Here is a 13177-nt window from a genome sequence, read left to right as displayed (position 1 = left end):
GGCCCGTCCCGCCGTCCGACTCCGCCGCCCTCGCGGCACGCATGCATCGACAAGGAAGCGCCTATGCTGTGGGTAAAAGCTTTTCACATCGTCTTCGTCGCCTCGTGGTTCGCCGGCCTGTTCTACCTGCCGCGCATCTTCGTCAACCTGGCGCAGGAAACCAATGCCGCCGCGGCCACGCGGCTGCTGGGCATGGCGCGCCGGCTGTTCCGCTTCACCACCATCCTGGCCGTGCCGGCCGTCCTGCTGGGCCTGTGGCTGTATGTGGGCTATGGTATAGGCCGCGGCCCCGGCAACGGCTGGATGCACGCCAAGCTGGCCGTGGTCGTGCTCGTCATCGGCTACCACCATGCCTGTGGCAGCCTGCTGCGCAAGTTCGAGGCCGGCCGCAACGCCCGGTCCCACGTGTTCTACCGCTGGTTCAACGAGGTTCCCGTGCTGCTGTTGCTGGCCGCCACGGTTCTCGTTGTCGTCAAACCCTTTTGATTGGCCCAAGTCTTGTCCGATACTCCCGAGCGCAAGAAACCCACGCTTTCCCTTCCCAGCCGTCCGCGGCAGTCCGGCGCCCCGCAGGATGCCGACCGGCGCGTCCGCTCGGGCCCGCGCGCCCACCGCGTGGCGCGGGCGGCGCTCGAAAGCGGCAAGCAGCCCACCGCGGCGGACGCACCGAGGGACGACGTCCCGGTCCGTCAAAGCCGTGAAGGCCGTCCCTCGGGGAAACCGCCGGCATCCGTGCCGGGCGACAATCGGGACCGGCGGCGACGCGACGACGAGCCTGGCGCGCGCCCGCGCGAGCGGCAGGCAGGCCGCCCGGCCCCCACGGCCGAACCCCGGCCCCGCGGCGCGCAGGCCGAGACCTTCGCCATGTTCGCGCCCTGCCCGCAGGGCCTGGAACAGGCGCTGGTCGACGAACTGCATGGGCTGGGATACGACGACGCCTACGCCGGCCGCGCCGGTGCCCATTTCACGGCCGACTGGAACGGCATGATGCGTGCCAATCTGGAATCGCGGCTGGCCACACGCGTCCTGGTCCGGGTCGCGCACGGCGCCGTGCGCGACGAGGACGAACTGCTGGAACTGGCCCGGGCCACTCCCTGGGAACGCTGGTTCGGCGCCGAGCAGACCCTGCGCGTGGATACCTCGGCCGTGCGCAGCCCGATGAAAAGCCTGCAATTCTGCAATCTGCGGGTCAAGGACGGCATCTGCGATCGCCTGCGCGAACTCGAGGGCGAACGTCCCAGCATCGATACCGTCCGGCCCGATGCGCGCGTGCATGCCTTCCTGGACGAAACCAGCGCCACGCTCTACCTGGACACCTCCGGCGAATCGCTGTTCAAGCGCGGCTGGCGTCTGGACAAGGGCGAGGCACCGCTGCGCGAGAATCTCGCGGCGGGCTTGCTGGCACTGTCCGGCTGGCCCGCCGACGTGCCGCTGATCGACCCCTTCTGCGGCAGCGGCACCATCCTGATCGAGGCGGCGCTCAAGGGATTGCGCGTGCCGCCCGGCATCTCGCGGCCCTTCGCCTTCGAGCGCCTGCGCGGCCACCAGGACCGCCGCTGGCGCGACCTGAAGGATGACGCCCGCGCCCGCATCCTGCCCGAACTACCCATGCAATTGGCCGGCGCCGACATCGATCCGCGCGCGATCGACGCGGCGCGCGAGAATGCCCACCGGGCGGGATTGACCGAAGACGCGGTCTATTTCGAGGTGGCCGATGCGCGCGACACCTGCCCGCTGGACGAACGCGCCGGCTGGCTGATTACCAATCCCCCCTACGGGGAACGCCTGGACCTGGAGGAAGACCGCCAGCTCTGGTCGGAGTGGGCCAGCACGCTCAAGCGGGAATTCGGCGGCTGGCAGTTGCACGTCATCACCAGCGACCTGGAACTCCCCCGCAAGCTGCGCCTGGACCCGTTCCGGCGCACGCCCGTCTACAACGGCGCGCTGGCCTGCCGGCTGTTTGGTTTCCAACTGGTCAAGGGCAGCTTCCGCCGCTGAACCTTCCTCCGGCGCCGTCAGGCGCCATTTTTCTGCCCTGTTGAGTGATTTATAAACATCCAAACTGAGGCTGGAGGGCAACACTTGACCGCTCATTCATGCTGCGATGCGACAAAGGCTTGCCTTATCCTGGGGTTTCCCCTAATATAGGGTTATCACCTAGGGGATAGCACCTAGGCAACCACTGTAAAGGATACAGCCATGAAATACGTTCAAGACAGCAAGCTGACCGACACGCTCGAGCGCGAACTGATCCGTGGCGAACTGGCCAACGAATTCGAACAGCCCCGTCCGTTCGAAGCCCTGCGCGCCGCGGCCAAGCAGGTTCTGAACCTGATCGCCGACCTGAAGGCGAACGCCCGCCGCTACAACGTCCAGTACGTCAACGGCTGATCGCAGCTCATGCGGTGCCCCGGCAAGGGCGTCCCCGTTCGCGGGAGACGCCCTTTGTTCATTCCGGGACCAGGCATGGACGGATGAAATGTCGACGGGTTGAATGACAAGGGGCGCCGCAGCGCCCCTTGTTTCATTGCACGGTAGAGGTTGGCGCCGCCTTGGCGGCCACCGTGTTCTCTTCCCAACCGCCCCCCAGCGACTTGTACAAGCCCACCAGGTTGTTCAGGCGCTGCGTGCGCGCCTGCAACAGGCTTTGTTCGGCGGTGAACAACGCGCGTTGCGCATCCAGCAGCTGCAAATAGCTGTCGACCCCGTTGCGATACCGCATGTCGGACAGTTCCAGGCTGCGGCGGGATGCATCTACCAGAGTCTGTTGCGACTGGATCTGCCGATCGAAGGTACCCTTGGCGTCGAGCGCGTCCGCCACTTCCCGGAAGGCCGTCTGGATCGTTTTCTCGTACTGGGCCACCGCGATGTTCTTGCGGGCTTCGGCCAGGTCGAGGTTGGCCCGGTTGCGGCCACCGTCGAAGATGGGCAGGCTGATCTGAGGCGCGAAGCTCCAGGCCAGTGAGCCGCTGTCGAACAGCCCGGACAACTGGCTGCTGGCGGTTCCGAACGCGCCGGTGAGCGAGATCCTGGGGAAGAACGCGGCCCGGGCGGCACCGATATTGGCATTGGCACTGCGCAATTGCTGCTCGGCCGAGCGGATGTCGGGCCGGCGCTCGATGAGGTCGGACGACAGACCGACCGGCACGTCGGCCAGCAACGCCTGCTCGCTCAGCGGTCGCGGCGCGGGCAGGTCGGCCGGCAGGGGCTGGCCGATCAGCAACACGATCGCATTGGTGGCCTGGGCCCGGTTGCGCTCGGCGATGGCCTGCTCGGACAGCGCGCTCTGCACCAGCGACTCGGCCTGCTGGAGCTCAAGCTCGGAAGCCGCGCCGGCGTCGTAGCGCAGTTTGATCAGGTTGTACGAATCCTGCCGGGTCTTCAGCGTACGCTGGGCCAGCGCCAGCAGTTCGTCGCTGGAGCGCTCGTTCAGGTAGGCATTGGCCAGCTGGGCCACCAGGCTGATCTGCGTGCTGCGCCGTGTTTCCTCGCTGGCCAGGTACTGCGCCAGCGCGGCCTGGCTCAGGCTGCGGACGCGGCCGAACAGGTCCAGTTCGAACGCCGTCACGCCCAGGTTCACCTGGTACTGGCTGCCTATGGTCGAGCGGCCGGAGTACGACAGGTCGCCGGGCGTACGCTGGCGCGTGCCGTTGGCGTTGGCATTGACGCCGGGGAATTGGTCGGCGCGCGTCACGCCGTACTGGGCCCGGGCCGCTTCGATGTTCAGCACCGCCACGCGCAGGTCGCGGTTGTTCTCCAGCGACAGCGCGATCAGCCGTTGCAGACGTTCGTCGCCGAAGAACTGGCGCCAGCCTATGTCGGCCGTGGCCGGCTGCGAGCCGGCCGGCGCGGCGCCGTGGGCGGAGAAATCCGCCTCCACCGGTGCCGCCGGGCGCTCATAGGTCGGGATCATCGAGCATCCCCCCAGCAAGGCGGCGACGGCCACCGCCACGAGTGAGTATGCGGGTCGTTTCATATCAGTTTCCTTCATGCTTGACCGTTCCCGCCGCGCCGGCGTCGCCCTTGTTCGGCTCGTCGTCATGGTGCCCCATGACATGCAGCGATTCGGGCTTGGTCTTGAACAGCCTCAGCACCACCACGAAGAACACGGGCACCAGAAACACGGCCAGCAGCGTGGCGGAAATCATGCCGCCCATCACGCCGGTACCGATGGCGCGCTGCGCACCCGAGCTCGCGCCGGTGGCGATGGCCAGCGGCAGCACACCCAGGATGAACGCCAGCGAAGTCATGACGATGGGGCGGAAACGCAGGCGCGCCGCCTCGATCGTGGCCTCGGCCAGGCCCTTGCCCTCGGCATAGAGGTCCTTGGCGAATTCCACGATCAGGATCGCGTTCTTGGCCGACAGGCCGATGATGGTGATCAGGCCTACCTTGAAGAACACGTCGTTGGGCATGCCCACCAGCGTCACCGCCAGCACCGCGCCCAGGATCCCCAACGGCACCACCAGGATCACCGAGAACGGGATGGACCAGCTTTCATACAGCGCGGCCAGCACCAGGAACACCACCAGCAGCGACAGGGTCAGCAGGATGGGGACCTGGGCACCCGACACGCGCTCCTGCAGCGACTGGCCCGTCCATTCGTAGCCGATGCCCGGGGGCAGCTCGCGCACCAGGCGCTCCATCTCGCTCATGGCCTCGCCGGTACTGAAGCCCGGCTTGGCATCGCCCGAGATCTTGTAGGCGGGATAGCCGTTGTAGCGGATCACCTGCACCGGCCCCTTGGCCCACTCGGACGACGCGAATGCCGAGAACGGCACCAGGCCGCCGCTCGAGTTGGCGGCGTACAGGCGCAGCAGATCGTCCGGCGACATGCGGTCCCCGGCCTCGGCCTGCACGACCACGCGCTGGACGCGGCCGGCGTTGATGAAGTCGTTCACCACGGCCGAGCCCACCGACGTGGACAGCGCCGAACGGATGGAATCGAACGACACACCCAGGGCGTTGGCCTTCTCGCGATCGATCAGCAGCCGCAGTTCAGGCGCGTCCTCCAGGCCTTCGACGCGGGCGTACGCGATCACGGAGCTCTTGGCGACGGCGCCCAGCAACTGGTCGCGGGCGTCGCGCAGCGCGTTGTGGCCCAGCCCGCCACGGTCCTGCAGGCGGAACGTGAAGCCGGTCGCGTTGCCCAGTTCGGGAATGGCCGGCGGCACGATCGAGAACACCATGGCGTCCTTGATGCGGGCGAAGAAGCTGCCGTTGGCGCGCGCGGCCTCGGCCTGCGCCGATTCGTCCGCGCCGCGCTCGGACCAGTCCTTGAGGGTGGCGAACGACAGCGCCGCGTTCTGGCCCATGCCCGAGAAGCTGAAGCCCAGGATGGTGATGATGGACTTCACCGACGGCCGCTCGGAGTAATGCGCTTCCATGACCTCGACCGCCTCGCGGGTGCGGTTGGCCGAGGCGCCCGGGGGCGTCTGGATGTCGGTGATCACGTAGCCCTGGTCTTCCGCCGGCAGGAACGACGACGGCAGGCGCAGGAACGTATAGGCCATCACGGCCAGGATCGCCGCATAGATGACCATGTAGCGCCCGGTCTTGGCCAGCAGGCGGCCCACCCAGTTCTGGTAGCCGTCGGCCGTCCGGTTGAAGCTGCGGTTGAACCAGCCGAAGAAGCCCTTCTTCTCGTCATGCGCGCCCTTGGGGATCGGCTTGAGCAGCGTGGCGCACAGCGCCGGCGTCAGGGACAGCGCGAGGAAGCCCGAGAACATGATGGACGTGGCCATGGCCAGCGAGAACTGCCGGTAGATCACGCCCACCGAGCCGCTCATGAAGGCCAGCGGCAGGAACACGGCCGTCAGCACCAGCGTGATACCGATGATGGCGCCGCTGATCTGGCCCATGGCCTTGCGGGTGGCTTCCTTGGGCGGCAGCCCTTCCTCGACCATGATGCGCTCGACGTTCTCCACCACCACGATGGCATCGTCCACCAGGATACCGATCACCAGCACCATGCCGAACATGGTCAGCACGTTGATCGAGAACCCGGCGATCAGCATGCACGCGAACGAGCCCATCAGGCAGATCGGCACCACGATGGACGGGATCAGCGTGTAGCGGAAGTTCTGCAGGAACAGGAACATCACCAGGAACACCAGCACCATGGCCTCGACCAGGGTATGGAGCACCTTCTCGATCGACGCCTTCACGAAGGGCGAGGTGTCGTACGGGATGTCGTACTTGTAGTCGGCGGGGAAATAGGCCGCCAGCTCTTCCATCTTGGCCTTGACGCCCTCGGCCGCCGACAGCGCGTTGGCGCCGGGCGCCAGTTGCACCGCCACGGCGGCGGTCGGCTTGCCGTTCAGGCGCGACGAGAACGCGTAGGTCTCGGCGCCGACCTCGATGCGCGCGACGTCGCGCAGGCGCACGGACGAGCCGTCCGGATTCGCGCGCAGCACGATGTTGCCGAACTCCTCGGGCGTGGCCAGCTGGCCGCGCACCGAGATGGTGGCGGTGATCTGCTGGTCCGGCAGATTGGGCTGGTCGCCGATGGCGCCCGCCGGTAACTGCACGTTCTGGCCGGCGATGGCGGCATTGACGTCGGCCGTGGACAGCTTGTAGCCCACCAGCTTGGCCGGATCGATCCAGATGCGCATGGCCCGCTGCGAGGCGAACAGCTGCGCCCGGCCCACGCCGGGGATACGGCGGATCTCGCTCAGCACGTTGCGGGTCAGGTAGTCGCCCAGGCCCACGGCATCGGTTTCGCCGCTTTCCGAGGACAAGGTCAGCACCAGCAGGAAGTTGGTGCTGGCCTTCTCCACCCGCAGCCCTTGCTGCAGCACGGATTGCGGCAGGCGGGACTCGACCCGCTTGATGCGGTTCTGCACGTCCACCGCGGCCAGGTCGGGGTCGACCCCCGGCGCGAAGGTGATGTCGATTTCGGCGCGGCCAAAGTTGCTCTGCGACTCGAAATACAACATGCCCTGCGCGCCGTTGAGCTCGTCCTCGATCAGGCTGGTGATCGACTGGGCCACCGTTTCGGCCGACGCGCCGGGATAGGTGGCCGACACCGAGATGACCGGAGGCGCCACCGCCGGGTACTGCGACACCGGCAGGTTGGGAATGGCCAGGACGCCTGCCAGGATGATGAACAGCGCGACCACCCAGGCAAAAATCGGCCTGCTAATGAAAAATTGCGACATGTCTGGTGACTCTCTTAGAGATGCTTCGGGCGGCCCGACAGGACCCGGCTCGACTTTGACGAAGCCGGGTTCGCCCTGCCTGCGTCTCGACCGGACCGGTCTTCACCGGTCCGCGCACCCGGGGCGGATCGCGCGCCGGGCACGGTACCGATCACGACTTGCTGCCTTGCTGGCCAGCCGGCTGCGCCGGCGCGGGTTCGGCCGCGGGCTTCCAGGGTACGGGCTTGACCTGCGCGCCCGGACGCACCTTCTGGAAACCTTCGACGATGACCACGTCGTTGGGCTTGAGGCCCTGGGTCACGATCCAGCGATCGCCCACCGCGGCGCCGGTCTTGACGGGACGCGGCTCGACCTTGTTCTCGGCGCCGACCACGTAGACCGACGCATCGCCGTTGGCGCCGCGCTGCACCGCCTGCTGCGGCACGGTCAGCGCCGCCTCGTCGATACCCTGCTCGACCCGCACCCGCACGTACATCCCCGGCAGCAGGACGTTGTTCGGGTTCGGGAACTCGGCGCGCAGCGTGACCTGGCCGGTGCTTTGATCGACCGTGACGTCCGAGAAGAGCAGCTTGCCGGTCAGCGGATAACGCGAACCGTCGTCCAGCACGAGCGAGACACGGGCTTCGTTCGGCGCGACCTGCTTGATCTTGCCGCTATCGAAGGCCGCGCGCAGCTGGCTCAGTTGCGCCACGGACTGCGTGAAGTTGGCGTAGACCGGATCCAGGCGCTGGATGACCGCCAGCGGCGTGACCTCGCCCTGGCCGACCAGCGCGCCCTCGGTAACCAGCGCGCGGCCGATGCGGCCGGAAATCGGGGCCGTGACGGTGGCATAGTCCAGGCTGAGCTTGGCCCGGTCCAGCGCGGCCTTGGTGGCCGACACGGCCGCCTGCGCCTGCTTGTACGAAGCGACGGCGTTGTCGTACTCCTGCTTGCTGACCGCGTTCGCCTTCACCAGCGGCTCATAGCGCTCGGCCAGCATGCGGGCCTGGTACAGGTTGGCTTCGTCGCGCTCGAGATTGGCCTTGGCGCTGTTGTAGTCGGCCTGGAAAGGGGCCGGGTCGATCTTGAACAGCAGTTGGCCCGCCTTGACGTCGCTGCCCTCGCGGAACGCGCGCTGCAGCACGATGCCCGCCACGCGCGCGCGGACCTCGGCGATGCGGGTCGCTTCCAGGCGCCCGGGCAGTTCGTTGACGATGACTTCCTTGGTCGGCGTGATGGTGACCGTGCCGATCTCCATCGGAGGAGGCGCTCCCGCGCCCTGCTGCGCGCCACCGTTTCCTTTGCCGCAAGCAGACAGCGCCAGCAGGGTCGCCAGCGATACCGCGCCTAGCAGATAGGGTGAGCGTCTTTTGCGTTGCATAGCATTCCTCTAGGCATAGACGTCGCGGCACGGATGAAGCCGAAACGTAGTCGAAATCCCGGGATGACGAAAGCCTTGCGCGTCCGGCGGCCTGGCGCGCGCCGGGTGCGGACGGGAAGACATTGCGGACATCATGAAGCAGGCGATTATACAAACATTCATGGATGTTTGTATAAAAAGAACGAATTTTTTTGTTTCGTCAGTTGAGCGCGAGAATATGTCAAGTAGGCATTAACCCCTTGCAGGGCTAGGGCTTTTCCCGGCTTGCGTCGCGCCTAGCGCAGCATGCGCTCCCGAGGAGAAATGCTCCCACATTTTTGCGGCCCGTTGCTGCGCCTTTTGCGATTTTGCTCCGCCATCGTTGCGGCATAAACAACACCCCGCCTCCTCCGCGGCTCGGCGGGAGCGAGGCCGCGCCGGACCGGATCGGTTTATATTCTGGCCGTGCGCCCGCGCACCGCATCGAACGATAAAGGACAGAGGAAGCCCCATGCGTCTGGACAATGGCCGAGAAAGCAGCAACATCGAAGACCGGCGCGGCGGCGGTCCCCGCCTGGCGGGCCGCGGTTCACTGGGCATAGGCGCGGTGGTGCTGGCGCTGGTCGCCATGTACTTCGGCGTCGATCCATCCGTGGTTCTGGACCTGGCCTCCGGCCCCGGCCAGTCGGTCCAGGAATCGTCGGGACCGCCGCCGGCCGACGACAAGCAGGCCCTGTTCGTCTCGAAGGTGCTGGCCGACACCGAGGACACCTGGAGCCAGCTATTCACCGCGTCCGGCAGCCGCTACACCGAGCCCAAGCTGGTCCTGTACTCGGGCGCCACGAATACCGCGTGCGGCACGGGCCAGGCGGCCATGGGGCCGTTCTACTGCCCCGGCGATGCCCGCGTCTATCTCGACATGAGCTTTTTCGAGGAAATGCAGCGTCGCCTGAACGCCCCGGGAGACTTCGCCCGCGCCTATGTGATCGCCCATGAGATCGGACATCATGTCCAGAACCTGCTGGGCACGGCCGACAAGGTCAATCGCCAGCAGCGGCGCTCCAGCCAGGTCGAGGCCAACCAGTTGTCGGTGCGGATGGAACTCCAGGCCGACTGCTACGCCGGCGTCTGGGCCTATCACGCCAATCGGGCCCGGCAGATCCTGGAGCCCGGCGACGTGGAAGCCGCCCTGAACGCCGCCTCGGCCATCGGCGACGATCGCCTGCAAAAGGAAGCCCAGGGCTATGTGGTCCCGGACGCCTTCACGCATGGCACATCGGCCCAGCGCGTGCGCTGGTTCAAGCGTGGACTGGAAAGCGGCAATCCGGGCAACTGCGACACGTTCTCCGCGGCGTCGCTCTGACCGCCGCGTGAACACCCCGCCGCAATGCGCGAGCCCCGCCTAGGCGGGGCTCATTGCTTCGGCGGTGCCTGCCGGCACCTCAGCGATAGATGTAATCCCGGCGGAACGGATACGCCTGGCCGGCCGGCTCGTCGAGCTGGCTTGCATCGAATACGCCCTGACGCTGGCACAGCACCTGATTCAGCGAAATCCAGCCCTGCTCGAACGCCATGGCACAGCCGGCCAGGTACAGCCGGTAGGCCCGCACGGACTTGGCGCCCTGCTCGCCCGGCAAGATCCGGTAGGCCTCGTCCAGCTTGGCCTCGAGCCCGTCGCTCCAGGCCCACAGCGTGCGCGCGTAATGGGGGCGCAGATTCTCGACGTCGACGGCTTCCAGCCCGCCGTCGCTGAGCGTCTCCAGCACCTTGCTGACATGCACCAGTTCCCCGCCCGGGAATATGTACTTCTCGATGAAGTCTCCCATTCCGCTGCCGAGCTGGGCGTTATAGGTGCCACCGGAGGTGATCCCGTGGTTCATCACCAGGCCGCCCGGGCGCAGAAGCCGGCGGATCTTCGAGAAATAGGCGGTCAGCTGGGCACGCCCGACGTGCTCGAACATCCCGACGGACGCGATCTTGTCGTAGGGCTGGGTTTCCTCCAACTGGCGATAATCCAGCAGCACCATCCGGACACGGTTCTGCAGCCCCTTTTCCTCGATCAGGCGATTGACGTGCGCATGCTGGTTCTTGGACAGGGTGATGCCGGTGGCGTCGACGCCGTAGTTCTCGGCGGCCCACAGCAGCAGGCCGCCCCATCCGGCGCCGATGTCCAGGAACCGCTCGCCTTCCTGGAGCCGCAGCTTGCGGCAGATATGGTCGAGCTTGGCTTCCTGGGCCTGGGCCAGCGTCATGCCGGAATCGCGGTAATAGGCACACGAATAGACGCGGCGCGGGTCCTGCCACAGGCCGTAGAAATCATCGGACAGGTCGTAGTGGAACTGGATCTGCCGCGCGTCGCGGTCCATGGTGTGGCGCATGGCCGACGTCGCCTTGCGCCCCAGCTCCGACAGCCAGCCGGGCGGGGAATTGTCCACGGGCGACTCCGTCAGTATGGCGGCGGCCGCCGCCATCAGGTCGCGCATGTTGCCGGTTATGTCGACGCGCCCCTCGACATAGTCTTCGCCCAATTGGCCGATACGCCCCCGCACCAGGTGGGAGACGGATCGCAATGTCCTGAGCTTGAACCCGACCTTCGCATTGTCGGCCCCCAGCCGGGTGCCATCGGGCAGTATGAGTTGAACGGGAATGGGTAAAGCCGAAAGCCGACGTTCCGCCTGAGAAAAAAGTGCATTCATGTAGGGTTTTCCGTATTCCACAACCTGTCAGTCGCGACAGACGCGCGTTTTTATCGGCGCTCAACCCGCACAGGCAAAGATCCCCCTAGGTCGGCGCTTTTCGGTAGACCAAACTCGTAACCACTTTGCTTTTTTATCCTAGCACCAAAAACGCGGACGTTCATGGCATCCCATGGCGTCCAAAAACCCTATTCATAATGAGGGATGCAGCCTTTCCGGCGTCAGTGTGGCGTCCCGCTCGCCATTACCCATCCAGGCCTGGCCTTCCTGCACGTTGCATTGCAGCTGCATGTTTCGTTCCGCGAGCCGGGCCAGCGCGGCGGTATCGTCGGGGGCCAGCCGGAAAATCTGCAGATTATCCAGCCGCGCCACCTTGTCCTGGTTCTGGCGCCACCACGCGTCGGCGGTGCGGCCATAGGCATAGAGCACCACCCGCGCGGCGCGGGCGCATGCCTTGCGCAGCCATTTCTCGTCCGGCAAGCCCACTTCTATCCAGACGTCCACGGCACCGGTCAGATCCTTGCGCCATAGATCCGGCTCGTCGTCGGTCGACAGCCCCCTGCCGAACGCCAGCTCCTCGTCCGCATTCAGCGCGAAGGCCAGTACCCGCACCATCATTCTTTCATCGGTTTCCGAGGGATGGCGCGCAACGACCAGGGAATGTTCCGCGTAGTACCCCCTGTCCATGTCCGCTACCTGCAGTACCGCCTTGTAAACCACCGAACGTAGAGCCATGTCTTTTCATGCGGCCGCCCGCGGCGGCCGTTCCTCAAAAATTCCGGAGTCGGACGGCCTTGCGCAGGCGACTCCGGGAAATTACCCAAGTAGGTTTCCGAATGAACTTCCGGCGCAAATGGCGCTCTATTCTTTTGAAAATGTATCCGTTTTCACATAAGGGCTTCACAGCTTGGAAAATTCGCTTCTAAAATGCGCTGGCAATCCCGCGTTCCAAATCGAGTATTTCCTCTGCCCTTCGCCTGAAAAAACCACCTGGACAAAAATGGCTAAAGATACCTACCAATCACTGCAGGCCCAAATCCGCAAGCTTCAGGAAAAAGCGGAAAGCGTTCGCCAGAAACAACGCCAGCCTGTCATCGCTTCCATTCTTCGCTCGATGCAGGAATTCTCGATCACGCTGGACGAGTTGAAAGCCGCCCAGGCCAAGGGCGGGGCGCCCCGCAAGCGGGCGAGCGGCACCGCCGCCAAGGCCAGCGCGGCAAAACCCGCCAAGCAGGTCGCTCCCAAGTACCGCCATCCCGAAACCGGCGAAACCTGGACCGGCCGCGGCAAACCCCCGCGCTGGCTGGTGGCGGCCGAAGCCGGCGGCGCGACGCGCGACCAGTTTCTCATCGCCCAGTAATACGGCGCAGGCCGGCAGGGCCTTTGTAAAGGTGGTTTTACGATTCATATCCGTAAAACCACCTTTTTGATTGTTACCATCCGGAAAGGTTTACCCGTCCAAAGCCTCGGATTATTACGGTCGTGAATTATTTCTTGAAGGCGAAATAAACCGCGCCCACCAGGCAGCACGCCGCCCATAAATGGTTCAGCCGCAGCCGCTCATCCATGAACAGCAAGGCGAACGGCACGAACACCGTCAGCGTCACCACCTCCTGCAATATCTTCATCTGCGTTACGCTAAGGAAATCGAAGCCGTAGCGGTTCGCGGGCACCATGATTGCATATTCAAAAAAAGCCAGCCCCCAGCTCGCCATCAGGGCCAGATACCACGGACTGCCATGGGCGTATCGCAGGTGTCCATACCATGCGAACGTCATGAATGTGTTGGATAACGCCAGAAGCCCCACGAATGCCAATATCTGGGCAGCCATGCGCCCTCTCCTCAGTCAAACAAGCCAAAACATGGTATGCTTACATACATTCATGCATGTATATAAGCATTGCGCAGGGGCACCTTAGCTAGATAGCCCATTCACTCACACACCTCCGTCCGGCTGCCTTCCAGGCTGATGCCGGACACC

At 65.3% G+C, this 13177-nt stretch carries 11 protein-coding genes; 5 read left to right on the top strand and 6 right to left on the bottom strand.

Annotated features, from left to right (window positions below):
• Positions 1-63: 63 nt before the first annotated feature.
• From N5K27_RS00880 to N5K27_RS00870, 3 genes are all read left to right on the top strand, one after another.
• A complete protein-coding gene (locus N5K27_RS00880) occupies positions 64-486 on the top strand; it encodes a CopD family protein (protein ID WP_087841804.1) in 423 nt (140 codons plus the stop codon).
• 12 nt (positions 487-498) lie between these two features.
• Positions 499-1998, top strand: coding sequence for a THUMP domain-containing protein (locus tag N5K27_RS00875; RefSeq protein ID WP_087841805.1), 1500 nt, complete (start codon positions 499-501; stop codon positions 1996-1998).
• Between the two features lie 201 nt (positions 1999-2199).
• Positions 2200-2391 carry a hypothetical protein gene (locus N5K27_RS00870; RefSeq protein WP_132980396.1) on the top strand — a complete coding sequence of 64 codons (192 nt, stop codon included), beginning with the start codon at positions 2200-2202 and terminating at the stop codon, positions 2389-2391.
• A gap of 133 nt (positions 2392-2524) precedes the next feature.
• On the opposite strand, the gene adeC is transcribed toward N5K27_RS00870, so the two are convergent.
• The 3 genes from adeC to N5K27_RS00855 form a co-directional block, all read right to left on the bottom strand.
• The gene (gene adeC, locus N5K27_RS00865) at positions 2525-3976 is read right to left on the bottom strand and encodes an AdeC/AdeK/OprM family multidrug efflux complex outer membrane factor (RefSeq protein ID WP_087841807.1); all 1452 of its coding nucleotides are present in this window, start codon (positions 3974-3976) and stop codon (positions 2525-2527) included.
• Between the two features lies 1 nt (position 3977).
• Entirely contained in the window at positions 3978-7160 is a 3183-nt protein-coding gene (locus N5K27_RS00860; RefSeq protein ID WP_087841808.1) for an efflux RND transporter permease subunit, read from the bottom strand.
• Positions 7161-7311: 151 nt separating this feature from the next.
• The gene (locus N5K27_RS00855) at positions 7312-8520 is read right to left on the bottom strand and encodes an efflux RND transporter periplasmic adaptor subunit (RefSeq protein WP_087841809.1); all 1209 of its coding nucleotides are present in this window, start codon (positions 8518-8520) and stop codon (positions 7312-7314) included.
• Positions 8521-9010: 490 nt separating this feature from the next.
• On the opposite strand from N5K27_RS00855, the gene N5K27_RS00850 reads away from it, so the two are divergent.
• A complete protein-coding gene (locus N5K27_RS00850) occupies positions 9011-9862 on the top strand; it encodes a neutral zinc metallopeptidase (RefSeq protein ID WP_132980395.1) in 852 nt (283 codons plus the stop codon).
• Between the two features lie 79 nt (positions 9863-9941).
• On the opposite strand, the gene N5K27_RS00845 is transcribed toward N5K27_RS00850, so the two are convergent.
• Positions 9942-11195, bottom strand: a complete 1254-nt coding sequence (locus N5K27_RS00845; protein WP_087841811.1) for a class I SAM-dependent methyltransferase — start codon at positions 11193-11195, stop codon at positions 9942-9944.
• A gap of 192 nt (positions 11196-11387) precedes the next feature.
• Positions 11388-11930 carry a YaeQ family protein gene (locus N5K27_RS00840; protein WP_087841812.1) on the bottom strand — a complete coding sequence of 181 codons (543 nt, stop codon included), beginning with the start codon at positions 11928-11930 and terminating at the stop codon, positions 11388-11390.
• 265 nt (positions 11931-12195) lie between these two features.
• Between N5K27_RS00840 and N5K27_RS00835 the strand changes: the two genes are divergently transcribed.
• Entirely contained in the window at positions 12196-12555 is a 360-nt protein-coding gene (locus N5K27_RS00835; protein ID WP_087841813.1) for an H-NS histone family protein, read from the top strand.
• 127 nt (positions 12556-12682) lie between these two features.
• Here N5K27_RS00835 and N5K27_RS00830 read toward each other — a convergent pair whose 3' ends face one another.
• Positions 12683-13027, bottom strand: coding sequence for a DMT family protein (locus tag N5K27_RS00830; protein ID WP_087841814.1), 345 nt, complete (start codon positions 13025-13027; stop codon positions 12683-12685).
• Positions 13028-13177 lie beyond the last annotated feature (150 nt).

The sequence above is a fragment of the Pigmentiphaga sp. GD03639 genome (assembly GCF_029845405.1).
GTDB lineage: Bacteria > Pseudomonadota > Gammaproteobacteria > Burkholderiales > Burkholderiaceae_B > Pigmentiphaga > Pigmentiphaga daeguensis.
The sequence above is the reverse complement of the archived record's forward strand: the minus strand, read 5'-3'. Positions and strand labels throughout refer to the sequence as shown.

What these genes read in the sequence shown, in the direction of transcription:
- N5K27_RS00830 (WP_087841814.1), bottom strand. Translation starts at nt 13,027, where the DNA reads ATGGCTGCCCAGATATTGGCATTCGTGGGGCTTCTGGCGTTATCCAAC.
- N5K27_RS00845 (WP_087841811.1), bottom strand. Translation starts at nt 11,195, where the DNA reads ATGAATGCACTTTTTTCTCAGGCGGAACGTCGGCTTTCGGCTTTACCC.
- N5K27_RS00880 (WP_087841804.1), top strand. Translation starts at nt 64, where the DNA reads ATGCTGTGGGTAAAAGCTTTTCACATCGTCTTCGTCGCCTCGTGGTTC.
- adeC (WP_087841807.1), bottom strand. Translation starts at nt 3,976, where the DNA reads ATGAAACGACCCGCATACTCACTCGTGGCGGTGGCCGTCGCCGCCTTG.
- N5K27_RS00855 (WP_087841809.1), bottom strand. Translation starts at nt 8,520, where the DNA reads ATGCAACGCAAAAGACGCTCACCCTATCTGCTAGGCGCGGTATCGCTG.
- N5K27_RS00840 (WP_087841812.1), bottom strand. Translation starts at nt 11,930, where the DNA reads ATGGCTCTACGTTCGGTGGTTTACAAGGCGGTACTGCAGGTAGCGGAC.
- N5K27_RS00850 (WP_132980395.1), top strand. Translation starts at nt 9,011, where the DNA reads ATGCGTCTGGACAATGGCCGAGAAAGCAGCAACATCGAAGACCGGCGC.
- N5K27_RS00835 (WP_087841813.1), top strand. Translation starts at nt 12,196, where the DNA reads ATGGCTAAAGATACCTACCAATCACTGCAGGCCCAAATCCGCAAGCTT.
- N5K27_RS00870 (WP_132980396.1), top strand. Translation starts at nt 2,200, where the DNA reads ATGAAATACGTTCAAGACAGCAAGCTGACCGACACGCTCGAGCGCGAA.
- N5K27_RS00860 (WP_087841808.1), bottom strand. Translation starts at nt 7,160, where the DNA reads ATGTCGCAATTTTTCATTAGCAGGCCGATTTTTGCCTGGGTGGTCGCG.